We start from the raw sequence: 13,671 nt of genomic DNA on the forward strand, positions 1-13,671 counted from the left end.
GACTTATGGTCCCGGTATCTGCCAGCCTCCGCCGAGCGACTTGTAGAGCGTAACGAGCGCGAGCGCCTCGTCGCGATCGGTCTGCGCGAGCTTGTCGTCGGCGGCATAGAGCGAGCGCTCGGCGTCGAGCACGGACAGAAAATCGGCGAGCCCCTGCCGATAGAGCCGTGTCGCGACGTTCACCGCATCGCGATCGCTCGCGGTTTCGGCGGCGAGCCGGTCGCGGCGCACGCGCGACTGGCCGTATGAAACGAGTGAGCTCTCCACGTCGCGCAGCGCACCGAGCACCGTGCGCTGGTACGCAGCCGCAGCCTGATCGGTGCGGGCCTCTTCGACGCGCACGGCGAAGCGGACCCGGCCCGCATCGAAGATCAGCCAGTCCACGCCAGGGCCAATCGAGAGATATCGGCTCGGCGCGGTGAGAAACGTGGACGCACGCAGGCTCTCGAGGCCCGCCGCGCCGGTGAGCGAAAAATGCGGGTAAAGATCGGCCGTGGCGACGCCGATGCGCGCGTTGGCCGCCGCAAGCTGCCGCTCGGCGGCGCGTATGTCGGGGCGGCGCTGAAGCAGGTCGGAAGGAAGGCCGATCGGCACGTCGGCAACCGGTGCGGGAATGGCTTGGGGCCGATCGAGCTGGGCGAGCAGGTCTTCCGGCGGGCGGCCCACCAGTGCCCCGATCCGGTAAATCGACGCGCGCGCCTCAGCGGTGAGCGTCGGCAGTTCGGCTTCGGTATCCGAGACCTGCGCCTGCGCCCGCAGCACGTCGAGGCGCGATGCGAGGCCGGCATCGAACTGCGAGCGCGTGAGCGCGAGCGCATCCTGCTGGATGGCGAGGTTGTCGCGCGCGACGTCGAGCCGGCGCTGCGCGCCGCGCAGCTCGATGTAGTTGCGCGCGATCTCGGCAACGAGCGTCAACGTGACGTCGCCGCGCCCGGCTATCGCGGCCTGATACGAAGCCTCGGCCGATTCGATGCTGCGCCGCGTGCCGCCGAACACATCGATCTCCCACGATGCGTCGAAGCCCGCCTGCCAGAGATTGCCGTTGGCGCCGGGCCCGAGTCCGCCGGGCGGAACGCCCACCGGCACGTTGGCGCTGCCATGCGTGCGCTTGTATTCGGCGCCGGCGTCGACTTCAGGGTATTCAGCCGCGCCGGCAATGCCGCGCAATGCGCGTGCTTCGCGCACGCGCGCCTCGGCTTGAATGAGATCCGGCGCGGATTGCAGCGCTTCGTCGATCAACTGGTCGAGCGTCGCATCGCCGAGGTTCTTCCACCAGGTGTCGAGGTCAGCCGCTTGGGTGGACGACACGGCGCCCGTGCGTGCGTTGGCCTGCTCCGAATAGCCCGCGGGCATGGCCGTTTTCGGCGCTACATAGTCGGGACCGACGGTGCATCCCGTCAACATAAGGCCGGTCCACGCGATCACGGCGGGCGCGAGAAAGTTGCGGCGCTTTCGCTGCATCGTTCCTGGCGGCGTGATGGACCTGCGGCGTGCTACTAGTTCAGGAACCCAAGCCATCGAGGCTGCTCCCTGACGAAGATCCGCGTTTCGACCGACATGCCCGGCGAGATCCATTTCAGCGCTTCGCCCGGATCGTCGAATTCGATCTTGACCGGCACGCGCTGCACGATCTTGACGAAGTTGCCGGTCGCGTTTTCCGGCGGCAGCAGCGCGAAGCGCGAGCCGGTGCCGCGCTGGATGCTGTCGACGTGGCCGCGCAGCGGCTGGTCCGCGAACGCATCGACCGCGATCGTCACGCTCTGGCCCGGCCTCACATGCGTGAGCTGCGTTTCCTTGTAGTTCGCGATGACGTAGAGATGCTGTGGAACAACCGACAACAGCAGTTGCCCCGGTTGAACGAAATTGCCCGGCTCGACGCTCTTGCGCGTCACGCTGCCCGCTTCGGTCGCGTAGATCTTCGTGTACGACAAGTTCAGCTCGGCCTGATCCAGCGCCGCGCGTGCCTGCCCGACAGCGGCCTCGGCGGTCGCGGCCTGCGAGCGCGCCAGCTTTGCCTGCGCCTCGGCCGCGGTGATGCGCACTTGCGCCGCCACCGTTGCCGCGCGTGTGCTCGTGGCGGCGGCTTTACCTTCGTCGACGCGCTGGGAAGAGACGGCGCGCACGTCGGAGACGGACTGCAAGCGGCTCAGATTGATCTCCGCGAGCTTCGCGTTGGCCTGGGCGACATCGAGCTCGGCGCGCTGCCGCGCGACTTCCGCATCGGCGACGGGAATCTGGTCGCGCGCTTCTTGCAGCTTGCCCTCGGCGTCAGCGAGGCTCGCCTTGGCCTGCGCGAGCTGCACCGCGTAGTCGCGCGGATCGAGTTCGATCAGCAGCTGACCGGCTTGCACCTTGCTGTTGTCGTCGACGTAGAGCTTGCGCACGTACGCGGGGACCTTGGGGATCACCGAGACGACATGGGCATCGACATAGGCGTCGTTCGTTTCCTTCGCGTAGAAGCCGGGCGCGATGAAGTAGAGCGCGAGCAGCAGCAGGACCGCAAAGCCCAGGATGGTAAAGATCAACGGCCGCCGGTTCGGCTGCGCCGCTGCGGTTTCTAAGGTCATGCTCTATTTGCCCTGAACGGGTGTGGGTGGAACGAGCGGCAGCAGACACAGCGTAAGCACGCCTATGGCCGCCATGAATGCGAACGCATCGGCGTAGGCGAGCGTCGCCGCCTGGCGCGCGGTTGCTTCGGCGAGCATCCGCACAGCCGCCTGCGCTCCCTCAAAAGGCGTTTGGCCGCCATGACTTGTGAGCGTCCCGCTCATCGACGCAAGCCATTCGCGCGTCACCGCGTTATCGAGGCGAACGTGATCGAGGAGGCGCGACGAATGCAGCGTCTCGCGATGGGCGATCAGAATCGTGAGCAATGCAATGCCGAGCGACGCGCCGAACTGGCGGAACGTCATGTAAAGCGAGACGCCGTCGAGCAGTTTGTTCTGCTCGATCCTCGCCACGGTCCCGCTGCCTACGGCGGGCAGCAGCGGCGCGAGACAGCAGGCGTAGAGAATCAGTGGCAGCGCGAAGTAGGGGCCCGGCGTGCCCGTCGTGAGCAGCTGGTGGAACACGACCATCGAGGCGATCAACATGACGAGCGCGATGGCGATGGCCTTGCGCTGGCCGACGCGCGCGATGAGCGCCACCACCGCCGGACGGATCGCCGCAGCGGTGAGTGCGTAGATGCACATGATCTGGCCCGTCTGCGTGGCGCTGTACGTGTGCTCGGCCAAGTTGCGCAGGAATTCGGGCAGCACGAACACGCTGCCGGACAGGATCATGCCGGTAAATACGCCGATCACCGCGGATGACAGCACGTTGCGGTCGCGCAGCAAGTCGAGGCACAGGAGGGGCGCGCGATTCGCGGCGCTCGCTTGCCACGCGACGAACAGCATTAGCGCAGCGGCGCCGACGAGCGCCAGCACGCGCAGATGCGTCGAGCCGAACCAGTCGTCGATCTCGCCGCGATTGAGGATCACCTGCAGCGAAATGAGCGCAATGGCGATGAGCGCAATGCCGGGCCAGTCGGTCTCGATCACGCGCCCGGATGCCGGCGGCGGCAGTGTCGGGAAGTGGCGCGCAATCAGCCACAGCGCACCCGCCGCGTACAGCAGGTTCGGCAGAAAGATCAGACGCCAGTGGTAGTGATCGGTGATGTAGCCGCTCGCCAGCAGACCGGCGGCGCTGGAAAGATAGAGCACTGTCGACACGCGCATCAGCGCCGGGCTGCGTTGCGGCTTCGGCATCAGCACATAGATGCTCGCGCGCCACCAGACCACGAGACCGGCGCCGGCAAATCCCTGGAGCACCCGGCAGAACAGCATCGAATCGAGGCCGGGGGACAGTGCACAGCCCACCGACGCGGCGGCGAATACGACGATCGTCGCGAGCAGGAAGCGCTTGTAGCCGACGTGGCCGGCCAGCCAGATCGACACGGGCACGCCGAGAAAGAGCGCGCAGCTATAGACCGTGAGCAGCCAACTCGCCTCGTCGGCGGAAACGCCGAGCGAACCGGTCAGGTCCGGCAGCACGAGATTCATGCTGTCGAACGTATAGAACTCCATGCCGGTCGCGAGGCCGAGCCCCGTCAGCAGCAGCGCGGAATTCATCGGCGCCGGCGTGGCGGCTGCAGGCGACTCGCCTGGCAGCGGTGGTGCGACAGGTTTGGACAGTATGGATTCGTTCATTGCGGATAGCCGGAAACCCACGCGCGCGAACCAAGGCGAGCCGGCGCGCCAGCCCGCCCCTTCGTCAACCGATGCGTGCGTGCGAGATCAATGACCTTCGCTTGCGCCGAACATCGTCTTCGCGTAGATCAGGCCGAGGCCGTACGCGCCGCCGTGAGCGATCGACGTGGCAACCGTCTGGTTGTACGTTTCCGCACGCGCCCAGTCGCGTTGCAGCTCGAGCAGGTACTGGAGCGAGGTCATCGGGCGTGCACCCAGCTGGACCATGCGCTCCATCGCGCGCTCGTGCGCTTCGTCGGAAACGTCGCCGCACGCATCAGCGATCACATAGACCTCGAACCCCTGGTCGATCGCCGACGCGGCCGGACCGACGATGCAGACCGAAGTCCACAGGCCCGCCAGGACGATCTTGTCCTTGCCGATGGCGTTCACGCGCTCGGCGATGCGCGGATCTTCCCACGTGTTCATCGAGGTGCGATCGATGAGCTTCTCTTCCGGGAACACCGACGTGATCTCCTGGTACATCGGGCCGGAGAAACTCTTTTCCGCGACGGTGGTGAGGATCGTCGGGACCTTGAATTCCTTGGCGGCCTTGGACACGAGCGACGTGTTGTTGCGCAGCACGTTCGCGTCGATCGACTTGGTCGCGAACGACATCTGCGACTGGAAGTCGATCATGATCAACGTGTGGTTGGTCGGATTGAGCAGGGTCTTGCCGGGTTGTGCTTTGGCGGTGGGCATCGTTGCCTCCATTGAATTGCCTGTTGGTGAAACGGGTACTGCGTTTGCTACTCCTTCCAGTTCGACCCGAGAATCAGGCCGCAGAAATTCCTGCGCCGATAGTTCGGATCGCACCGCTCGAGGATGTCCGCGTTGACCGTGCCGAACGTCGTCGCGGGACGCCACGCCATGCCCTGCGCGAACGTGTCGAGGATCTGTTCCTTGAAGCGCGGTCCGCGAGGGAACTCGAACAGCACCGCGTCGCGCTCGGCCACGGTCAACGCGTCCATATGCATGCAGAGCAGATCGGCCTCCACGCCCGCCGCGATCAGCGCCGCGAGCGCCGTGTGCGACGGCATGTCGGCGTGGATGCCGAAGGTCGTGTGAAGCGCCACGGCCCGCCATGCTTCGGCGATGTCCTCGGGCGGTACGCCATGGCTTGCGAGGAACGCCTCGAGCGCATTCGCGCTGTCCACTTCGAAACGCCGCAGCGATCCGTGATAGGCCGCCGTCAAGCCAATGCAGTGAAACAGCGCGACGACGTAGAGCAGCTCCATGTCGTATGCAAGCTGGCGGTGCCGGCCGATGAGCGCCGCGAACAGGAACGCCCGCACCGAATGGCGATAGAGAATCTCGGGTTCGCCGGCGAGGGCGACGGCGAGCGCGGCTCGTGCCATGGCGCTGTCCGGGATCGGGATGCCGGCGACGGTTCGGCTCATCGCGTGTCCTCTTAGGGTTTGAGCCGGGTCGCCAGCGAGTAACGGCCGGGGCCCGCGACGGCGATCGCGCCGAACAGGATCAACAGCATCCATGCGAACTGCGCCTGTTCGGCGGTCCACTCGGGGTGCACGAAGATGAGCGCGATCGCCGAGACGATCATCACCGGCAGCGCGGCGAGCCGTGTCGCAATGCCGGCCATCACGAAGAGCTGGCAGACGACTTCGGCGAAGATCGCGAAGGCGATGCTGAGCCCCTTGCCAAGGTGAAACGGATCCTCGATGACCGCCGCCTGGGCCGCGTAGTGCAGGACCTTCGGCAGGCCATGCACGATCAGCACGAGCACGCTCGCGCCGATACGCAGAAAGAGCAGGCCGAGATCGCCCGAGTTCGCGGCGAGGCGCGCCGGTGTGACGTTCATCATCGTTCGCTCTGCATGCGGCTCAGAACGCAAAGCAGCTGCAGCCGAGCGCACCCCAGAAGCTGTTGTCGTCGCGCACCGGCACGTTGCTGCGCCAAGCCCACATATGACCGTGAGCGTGGACGCCGCACAGGTTCACGCAGCCGTCGACGCAGGCGCGTGCGGATGCCGACGTGGATGCTAATGGCCGGTAGCGGCTGTAGCCGCCAAACTCCGCCACGGGCGACCACGAGGGGCTGACGGGCAGGTCGGCCGGTGCGAGCGGGCTGAACTCTTCGTCGGCATAGACGACCTTGCCGTTGACGACCGTCAGCACCGACGACAGATACTTGATCCGCTCTTCGTCGATCGTGAAGTAGTCGTCGGTCAGCGCCGCGAAGTCGGCGTACTGGCCGGGCAGCAGCGCGCCCTTGCGATCGTCCTCGCTGGAGAACCAGGCGCTGCCCACCGTGTAGCGGCGCAGCGCTTCCATGCGATCGAGCCGGTTGCGATCGGGGTAGAGCAGCGTGCCGCCCACCGTGCGGCCCGACACCATCCAATACAGCGAAACGAACGGATTGAAGCTCGCCACGCGCGTCGCGTCGGTGCCCGCGCCGACCGGTAGCCCCGCGGCCAGCATCTTTTGGATCGGCGGCGTGCGCTCGGCGGCTTCGGCGCCGTAGCGGTTGATGAAGTATTCGCCCTGGTAGGCCATCCGGTGCTGCACGGCGATGCCGCCGCCGAGCGCCGCGATGCGGGCGATGTTGGCTTCGGAAATGGTCTCGCAATGGTCGAAGAACCAGCGAAGTCCGTTGAATGGCACCTCGCGGTTTACGGCCTCGAATACGTTGAGAAAACGGCTGATCGACTCGTCGTAGGTCGCGTGCAGGCGGAACGGCCAGCGGTTCTGCACGAGCAGCTTCACGACCGCCGTGAGCTCCGTCTCGAGCGTATCGGGCAAGTCAGGACGCGGCTCCAGAAAGTCTTCGAAGTCCGCGGCGGAGAAGACGAGCATCTCGCCGGCGCCGTTCACGCGCAGGAATTCGTCGCCATCGCCGGGCTTCGTCATCTTCACCCACTTCGCGAAGTCCTCGATCTCCTTCTTCGCGTTCTGCGTGAAGAGGTTGTAGGCGATGCGCATGGTGAGCTCGCCGCGTTTCGCGAGATCCATGACGACCGCGTAGTCGTCCGGGTAGGCTTGATAACCGCCGCCCGCATCGATCGCGCTCGTCACGCCAAGGCGGTTCAGCTCGCGCATGAAGTGACGCGTGGAATTCACCTGGTCGTCGTAGGGCAGCTTCGGACCTTTGGCGAGCGTCGCGTAGAGCAGCCCGGCGTTGGGGCGCGCGATCAACATGCCCGTGGGGTTGCCGCGGCTGTCGCGCTGGATCTCGCCGCCGGGCGGGTTGGGCGTGTCCTTCGTGTAGCCGACCGCGCGCAGCGCGGCGCCGTTCAAGAGCGCGCTGTCATAGAGGTGAAGGATGAACACCGGCGTGTCCGGTGCGATCGCGTTGATTTCTTCGAGCGTCGGCCCGCGCCGCTCCGCGAACTGCAGTTCGTTCCAGCCGCCCACCACGCGAACCCATTGCGGCGCTGGCGTGCGCGCCACTTGGCGGCGCAGCATGTCGAGTGCATCGGCTAGCGACGGCACGCCGTCCCAGCGCAGCTCCATATTGAAGTTCAAGCCGCCGCGAATCACGTGCAAGTGCGAGTCGTTGAGACCCGGAATCACCGTGCGGCCTTGCAGGTCGATGCGCTTCGTATTCGCATCAGCGCGCTGCATAACGATGTGATCGCTGCCGGTTGCGAGGACCCGGCCGTCCTTGATTGCAATCGCCGTCACGAACGATCGCTTGTCGTCCTGGGTGGCAATCTTGCCGTTGAAGAAAACGGTGTCCGCTTTCGCCGCGTCGTTCAGTGGGGCAGTCATCGTTCGTTCCTCTCGTTTCCTGTGGGGGCTGGACACTGCTGTCCATGGATCGTGCGAAGGCCGTCCATCTGCTTGCGCCTTCCTCTTCTCCTAAGGTACTCAAGCCCCGCGCTTAAAGTCCTGAGCCGCGCCTTAAGCGTTCTTAAAGCGCGCATCTTTGAACGGTTGCCAGGAGATTTCAGAACGTTTAAATGCGCGCGTTGAAGGGGCGTTGATACGATGGGTTCGAACAGGCAGTGGCATCAGGAGCGCTCACGTCGACGACGCTCGAAAGCGCCACGCTCCACCGTGAGGATTGAAGTCATGTCGTATGTCTATTCGCTCTTATCAGGGCTGCTCTTCGGTATCGGCTACGGTCTGCTGGGGCTCAAGTCGCCAGCCCCGCCGCTGATTGCGCTGGCTGGATTGCTCGGGATGCTGGGCGGCGACCAGTTGGTCACGCAGTTGAAGGAGCATCTCGCCGCGCGCAGCGCGCCAGCGGTTGTGAGCGCACCCGTGAAGCCGGGTGCAAGCCCCGCCGGCAGCAGCTCGGACGGGGACGCGGTCGACACAGGATCGGGCTCGGGCTCCAGCGAGACGAAGCAATAACGGCGCGCCGGAGATCCACTGTCATGACTCTCATGCCACCCGCGACGCAAGCCGACAACACAGACGCAAGCTCGTCGCCGCAACGACTCGTCACCGTGCTCGCGTTCCTCGCCGGATACGTCGACACATTCGGGTTCGTCGGACTATTCGGTCTCTTCACGTCGCACGTGACAACCAACTTCGTGCTGATCGGCGCCAACATCGTCGGGCAAGGGCAGGGCGTGTTGCTCAAGCTGTCGGCGTTTCCCGCGTTCATCGTGGGTGTCGCGGTGGCGAAGTGCGTCGTGCAATTCAGATCGCGACGCGGCATGTCCTCGGAGCGGGCGATCTACGTGCTACAGGCCGTCTGCCTGTGCTTCATGATGTTCGCGGGTCTTGCCGCGTTGCCCGTGCGTTCGCCGGATAGCGCCGCGGTCATCGTGGCCGGGCTGTTCGGTGCGGTCGCCATGGGCATCCAGAACGCGCATAGCCAGCTTGTGCTGACCGGACAACCGCTCACGACGATGATGACGCAGAACATCACGCGCGGCGTGATCGACGCCATCGACGCAATGACGGGCCGTGCCGCCGAAACGAAGGGCGCCGCTCGCGCGCGCCTCGCCGATACGCTGCTGCCGGTCTGCGGCTTTGCCGTGGGTGCGATCGTTGCGGCTATCGCCTGCGTACAGGCTTCGTTCTGGGCATTGCTGTTTCCCGTGACGCTGCTGGCGATTCTCGCTTTGCGTGCAGGCACCGAGGCACGCGCGGTGGGCGAATGAAGCGAGTCAATTTGCGAGGATGAGCGCATATGAATGAGTTCAATCGCTGGAAGCAGATGCTCTCGTTGATTTGCCCGTCTGACGTAACGCAGCAGTTGTTGCAGCCTGCGCGCTTCGATCTGCCGAGAGCGCACAGTGGCGCGCGCACTGGCGCGAGCGGCACGGCGGGCGCCGGGCGGTACCGGACGTCGGTGATCGCCGTGGAGAAGCAGAGCGAACATTCGATGCTTGTTTCCTGGAGCGATTCGACGCGCTGCCGCTATATCGATCAGCGCTGGACCAGCGGGCGGTCGCGGCGCAGCGGCCATTGCGCGCTGAGCGGTCGAGCGATTCGCCGTGGCGACGTGATCTACAAGCCGCAATGGCGAGGCGAGCATCCTCCGGCCAACGGTGCAGAGATGATTCTCGCGGACGAGCTCGAACGTATGGTCGTGCACACCGAGCCTGTGCACATGGAACCGGTTCGCATGAAGCGGTTTCACTCATTGCCTAGCTAACGCACGCCATCAAGCACGGCAGGCATTCCGGCTTCAATCAAAAATATCGAACTGTAGATTCGGAATATTTAAAGCATCGAGTTATGCGAATACCGTAGCATGTGCATCCGGGCCGTGCCCGTCGGCCCAACGATTCAGCACATCAGCAAGACAGGCTCGCAATGATCCAGGTGGGGCAATTAAACGTCTTTCTCGAGAACCGCGAAGTGCGATCGAACGGCGAGGCGCTGAACATCGGCAGCCGCGCCTTCGATATTCTCGAAGTGTTGATCCGCGCCGAGGGCGCGCTGGTTTCGAAGGACGAGATCATGCGCGCGGTTTGGCCCAACGTTGTCGTCCAGGAAAACAACCTTCAGGTTCACATTGCAGCGCTGCGCAAGGCGCTGGCCGCCGACCGCGATCTGATCCGCACGGTGCCGGGCCGCGGTTATCGGCTTCTCGCCATCAAGCGCGAGCCGGCGGCGGCGCGAGAGCCGATGCGCGCTTCGCGCGCGGCGCCCGCGCACGGCATGCCCGTTTGCGCCTCGTCGCTCGTGGGCCGCGAGGCCACGATCGCCGACATCGTCGATGCGCTCGCTACGACGAAGGTCGTCACGCTCGTAGGGGCGGGCGGCATCGGCAAGACGCGGATCGCCATCGAAGTCGCGGCGCGGATCGGCAACCGGTTTTCCGATGGCGTGGTGTTCGTTCCGTTCGCGCCGGTATCGGACCCGCGCTTCGCACGCGATGCGCTGGCGGGCGCGCTCGGCCTCGCGATGCCCGCGGGGCGTCTCTCGCTCGACGATATCGCGGCGGATCTGGCGGGCCGGCACATGCTGCTCGTGCTCGACAACTGCGAGCACCTGATCGACGAGGTGGCGCAGATCGCGAGCACGCTCAGCGATGGCAACGATGGGCTCTATGTTCTCGCGACGAGCCGCGAAGCCTTGCGTGTCCCGGGCGAACTGCTGTATCGCGTCCAGCCGCTCGATGTGCCCGACGAAGGCGGCACCGCCGAAGACATCCTACGGGCCAGCGCCGTCCGCTTGTTCATCGATCGCGCGCAGGCGGCAGACCCGCGCTTTCCGCTCGACGAGCGCACGCTGCTGGTGACGGGGCTCATTTGCCGCCGGCTCGACGGCATACCGCTCGCAGTCGAATTGGCCGCGGCGCGTGCGGCGGTGCTTGGCGTGGAAGTGCTGGCCGAGCACCTCGACGATCACTTTCGCATTCTCGCCGGTGGCTTTCGCACGGCGTTGCCGCGCCATCAGACCTTGAAGGCCATGCTCGACTGGAGCTATCGCCTGCTCGACGATACCGAGCGCACGTTGCTGCGCTGGCTCGGCGTATTCATGCACGGCTTCTCGTTCGATGCCGCGTATCACGTGACCATGGGACTCGGTTTTTCGCGCACCGAGGTACTCGATGCGCTGAGCGGTCTCGTGGCGAAGTCGCTCGTCGTGCGAGAGAGCGAGGAAGCGCCCACGCGTTACCGGTTGCTCGAGATCACGCGAGCCTACGCGCTGCGGCAACTCGAGGATCACGGGGAGCGCAAAGCCGCCGCGCTCGCGCACGCCACCTATTTTCGGACGGTCCTCTCCCGAGCGCCGGCACGGCTTTCCGATGCGAAGCCGACCTCATGGTCCATCACGATCCGGCATGAGCTAGGCAATCTTCGCGCGGCGCTCGACTGGGCCTTCGCGCCCGAGGGCGACCGCGCCGTCGGCATCGCGCTGGCGGCGGTCGCGGTGCCGTGCCTCTTCGATCTTTCGCTGGTCGACGAATGCTGCGAGCGGGCCCGCGCCGCGCTCGACGCGATGCGCGCCCCCGAGGTTGCACCGGTGCCGGCCGATAGCCGCCTGTCGCTTCTCGCCGCCTATGGCGCGGCCCTGCTGTTTACGCAGGGCCCGGTGCAGGCGGTGCACGACGCGTGGTCCGAGGTGCTCTCGCTCGCGGTGGCGACGAACGACGCCGATTTCGAGTTGCGCGCCTTGTGGGGGTTGTGGAGCGTGTGCCAGTATGGCGGCGAAGCGCATGCCGCGTTGCAACTGGCGCGGCGCTTCGACGCGCTGGCGCAGAGGGCCGAGCGTCCGGCGTTCTGCATTGTGGCGGCGAGGCTCGAGGCCGTGGCGTTGCACTATGCCGGCGAGGCGCAAGCGTCACGCAAGCGGCTTGAACAGATGCTGCGCGCCTACGAGTACCCCGACGACCACTGGGGTATCCCGGGATTTCGCATCGAGCCTGGCATCGCTGCGCGCGCGATCCTGGCGCGCGTGTTGTGGACCGAGGCAGAGACGGACGAAGCGCTGCAGACCGCGCAATGCGCGCTGGAAGCGGCGCTGTGCTATGGGCACGACATCGTGACGTGCTACGTGCTCGTGGAAGGGCTGGTGCCGGTCGCGCTGCTGAGCGGAGCGTTCGAGCTCGCCCGCGAGGGCATCGCGCTATTGCGCACGCGTGCGAAGCAGGCGGGCTTCACGGTGTGGCTCGCGTGCAGCGACTGCTACGACCAATATCTGAAGTCCGCCACCGAGCCCGATCCGTCGCGGCTGCCGGCGTTTCGCGCCGCACTCGACGCCGTGCGGGAGACCGGCTATCTGACGCAGTGGACCATGCTGCTCGCGCAGTACGCGCGCGCGCTGAACGAATGGGAGCACCGGGACGAAGCCGAGGCGGTGCTCGATGAGGCGTTGCAACACTGCGCGGCGACCGGCGACCGCTGGTTCTACATGGACCTCTGCCGGCTGGGCGCCGAGCTTGCGAGCCGAAGCCAGTGTGACTGACGGCTTGTGATTTGAGGCATGTAACTCGCCGCGCGGTCCGCTTGCGCCGTCAGATCTGCGCGATGAAGCGGTCGATCAGATCGGGACGGTCCAGTTGCTCGACCCACCACGACAATGCGCGGCCGGCCTCGTCTTCACGCCACGCGAGGTAGCAATAGGTCACTTCGCGCATGCCGGTCACACGCCGCGCGACCAGCTTGCCGTCGTCGATTGCGCCCTGCGCGATGCACTCGGGCAGTGTGCCGACCGCGATGCCTTCGCATTGCGCGTCCAGCTTGGCGGCGAGCGTCGGCACGGCGACGAAGGGCTGACCGTCGTCGGTCGCGACCGAGCGCGGCCGTAGCTCGCGCGACGTGTCGCTGATGACGGCCCCTCGATAGCGGACGACGGCATCCATCGATAGCGGCTCAGGCAGGCTCGCGAGCGGATGATCGGGCGCGACGGCGAACACGTGCCGCAGCGAGCCCACGGGACGCGCGACGATGTTCGGTAACTGAGGCGGCTCGCCGGCGGCGCCCACCACCAGGTCTGCGCGGCGCGTGATCAACGCATCCCAGGTGCCGCCGAGCACTTCGGTCGACAGACGCAGCCGCGTATCCATTTCGAGCTTGTAGAACTCATGTACGTAGGGCCATAGGGCCCTAAACGGCAGGATCTCGTCGATGCACAAGCGCAGCTCCGCTTCCCAGCCTTCCTGGATGCGGCGCGCTTTGCACTCGAGCTGCTCCGCCGCATGCAGCAGCCGGCGTCCTTCCTCCACGACGACGCGCCCTGCGTGCGTGAGCTTCGCGCGCCGGCCGCTGCGGTCGAACAGCTCCACGCCGAGATCGCTTTCGAGCTTCTGCACGAGATAGGTCAGCGAGGACGGCACGCGGTGCAGCATTTCCGCCGCTTCGGCGAAGGTGCCGACACGGTCGATGACGTCGAGCGCTTCGAGCGCCTCGAATGACAGCTTCATGGGAAGAATCCGGTTGTTGTGTCGGGTTGTCGTGTCGTATGGGCGCGCAAAGCTTCGCGGCGCATCACCTGAATCGTATCTTGAGTTGCGGCCATGTGGCCACGTGGACGTGCTGAAGGGCAAATCGCTTCAGAAGTTTTAAGGTGCGTCCAAG

General features: G+C 65.7%; 12 protein-coding genes. 4 read left to right on the forward strand and 8 right to left on the reverse strand.

Annotated features, from left to right (window positions below; all coding sequences use genetic code 11):
• Nucleotides 1–3: 3 nt before the first annotated feature.
• The 7 genes from AAHK20_RS15790 to AAHK20_RS15820 all read right to left on the reverse strand — a co-directional run bounded on the left by AAHK20_RS15790 (nt 4) and on the right by AAHK20_RS15820 (nt 7,954).
• Nucleotides 4–1,461: an efflux transporter outer membrane subunit gene (locus AAHK20_RS15790; protein ID WP_449182408.1), complete on the reverse strand. Its 1,458-nt coding sequence runs from the start codon at nt 1,459–1,461 to the stop codon at nt 4–6.
• Nucleotides 1,462–1,496: 35 nt separating this feature from the next.
• Nucleotides 1,497–2,567 carry an HlyD family secretion protein gene (locus AAHK20_RS15795; protein ID WP_449182409.1) on the reverse strand — a complete coding sequence of 357 codons (1,071 nt, stop codon included), beginning with the start codon at nt 2,565–2,567 and terminating at the stop codon, nt 1,497–1,499.
• Nucleotides 2,568–2,570: 3 nt separating this feature from the next.
• Nucleotides 2,571–4,187, reverse strand: coding sequence for a DHA2 family efflux MFS transporter permease subunit (locus AAHK20_RS15800; protein ID WP_449182410.1), 1,617 nt, complete (start codon nt 4,185–4,187; stop codon nt 2,571–2,573).
• An 87-nt stretch (nt 4,188–4,274) separates the two neighbouring features.
• Nucleotides 4,275–4,928: a hydrolase gene (locus tag AAHK20_RS15805; protein WP_449182411.1), complete on the reverse strand. Its 654-nt coding sequence runs from the start codon at nt 4,926–4,928 to the stop codon at nt 4,275–4,277.
• Nucleotides 4,929–4,975: 47 nt separating this feature from the next.
• On the reverse strand, nt 4,976–5,626 hold the full coding sequence (locus AAHK20_RS15810; protein WP_449182412.1) for an HD domain-containing protein: 651 nt from the start codon (nt 5,624–5,626) through the stop codon (nt 4,976–4,978).
• Nucleotides 5,627–5,637: 11 nt separating this feature from the next.
• Nucleotides 5,638–6,045, reverse strand: coding sequence for a DoxX family protein (locus AAHK20_RS15815; protein WP_449182492.1), 408 nt, complete (start codon nt 6,043–6,045; stop codon nt 5,638–5,640).
• Between the two features lie 22 nt (nt 6,046–6,067).
• Entirely contained in the window at nt 6,068–7,954 is a 1,887-nt protein-coding gene (locus AAHK20_RS15820; protein WP_449182413.1) for an amidohydrolase, read from the reverse strand.
• A gap of 303 nt (nt 7,955–8,257) precedes the next feature.
• On the opposite strand from AAHK20_RS15820, the gene AAHK20_RS15825 reads away from it, so the two are divergent.
• The 4 genes from AAHK20_RS15825 (at nt 8,258) to AAHK20_RS15840 (ending at nt 12,559) form a co-directional block, all read left to right on the forward strand.
• Nucleotides 8,258–8,542 (forward strand): DUF1427 family protein, encoded by a 285-nt coding sequence (locus AAHK20_RS15825; RefSeq protein ID WP_449182414.1) that lies wholly within the window; start codon nt 8,258–8,260, stop codon nt 8,540–8,542.
• A 23-nt stretch (nt 8,543–8,565) separates the two neighbouring features.
• Nucleotides 8,566–9,300 (forward strand): YoaK family protein, encoded by a 735-nt coding sequence (locus tag AAHK20_RS15830; RefSeq protein WP_449182415.1) that lies wholly within the window; start codon nt 8,566–8,568, stop codon nt 9,298–9,300.
• A 29-nt stretch (nt 9,301–9,329) separates the two neighbouring features.
• The gene (locus AAHK20_RS15835) at nt 9,330–9,797 is read left to right on the forward strand and encodes a DUF3331 domain-containing protein (protein WP_449182416.1); all 468 of its coding nucleotides are present in this window, start codon (nt 9,330–9,332) and stop codon (nt 9,795–9,797) included.
• 206 nt (nt 9,798–10,003) lie between these two features.
• Nucleotides 10,004–12,559 (forward strand): ATP-binding protein, encoded by a 2,556-nt coding sequence (locus AAHK20_RS15840; RefSeq protein WP_449182417.1) that lies wholly within the window; start codon nt 10,004–10,006, stop codon nt 12,557–12,559.
• Nucleotides 12,560–12,608: 49 nt separating this feature from the next.
• On the opposite strand, the gene AAHK20_RS15845 is transcribed toward AAHK20_RS15840, so the two are convergent.
• Entirely contained in the window at nt 12,609–13,517 is a 909-nt protein-coding gene (locus tag AAHK20_RS15845; protein ID WP_449182418.1) for a LysR family transcriptional regulator, read from the reverse strand.
• Nucleotides 13,518–13,671: the final 154 nt, after the last annotated feature.

This window comes from Trinickia camelliae, assembly GCF_053525655.1.

Coding starts and splice junctions, on each gene's coding strand:
- AAHK20_RS15790 (WP_449182408.1), bottom strand. CDS start 1,461: ATGCAGCGAAAGCGCCGCAACTTTCTCGCGCCCGCCGTGATCGCGTGG.
- AAHK20_RS15795 (WP_449182409.1), bottom strand. CDS start 2,567: ATGACCTTAGAAACCGCAGCGGCGCAGCCGAACCGGCGGCCGTTGATC.
- AAHK20_RS15800 (WP_449182410.1), bottom strand. CDS start 4,187: ATGAACGAATCCATACTGTCCAAACCTGTCGCACCACCGCTGCCAGGC.
- AAHK20_RS15805 (WP_449182411.1), bottom strand. CDS start 4,928: ATGCCCACCGCCAAAGCACAACCCGGCAAGACCCTGCTCAATCCGACC.
- AAHK20_RS15810 (WP_449182412.1), bottom strand. CDS start 5,626: ATGAGCCGAACCGTCGCCGGCATCCCGATCCCGGACAGCGCCATGGCA.
- AAHK20_RS15815 (WP_449182492.1), bottom strand. CDS start 6,045: ATGAACGTCACACCGGCGCGCCTCGCCGCGAACTCGGGCGATCTCGGC.
- AAHK20_RS15820 (WP_449182413.1), bottom strand. CDS start 7,954: ATGACTGCCCCACTGAACGACGCGGCGAAAGCGGACACCGTTTTCTTC.
- AAHK20_RS15825 (WP_449182414.1), top strand. CDS start 8,258: ATGTCGTATGTCTATTCGCTCTTATCAGGGCTGCTCTTCGGTATCGGC.
- AAHK20_RS15830 (WP_449182415.1), top strand. CDS start 8,566: ATGACTCTCATGCCACCCGCGACGCAAGCCGACAACACAGACGCAAGC.
- AAHK20_RS15835 (WP_449182416.1), top strand. CDS start 9,330: ATGAATGAGTTCAATCGCTGGAAGCAGATGCTCTCGTTGATTTGCCCG.
- AAHK20_RS15845 (WP_449182418.1), bottom strand. CDS start 13,517: ATGAAGCTGTCATTCGAGGCGCTCGAAGCGCTCGACGTCATCGACCGT.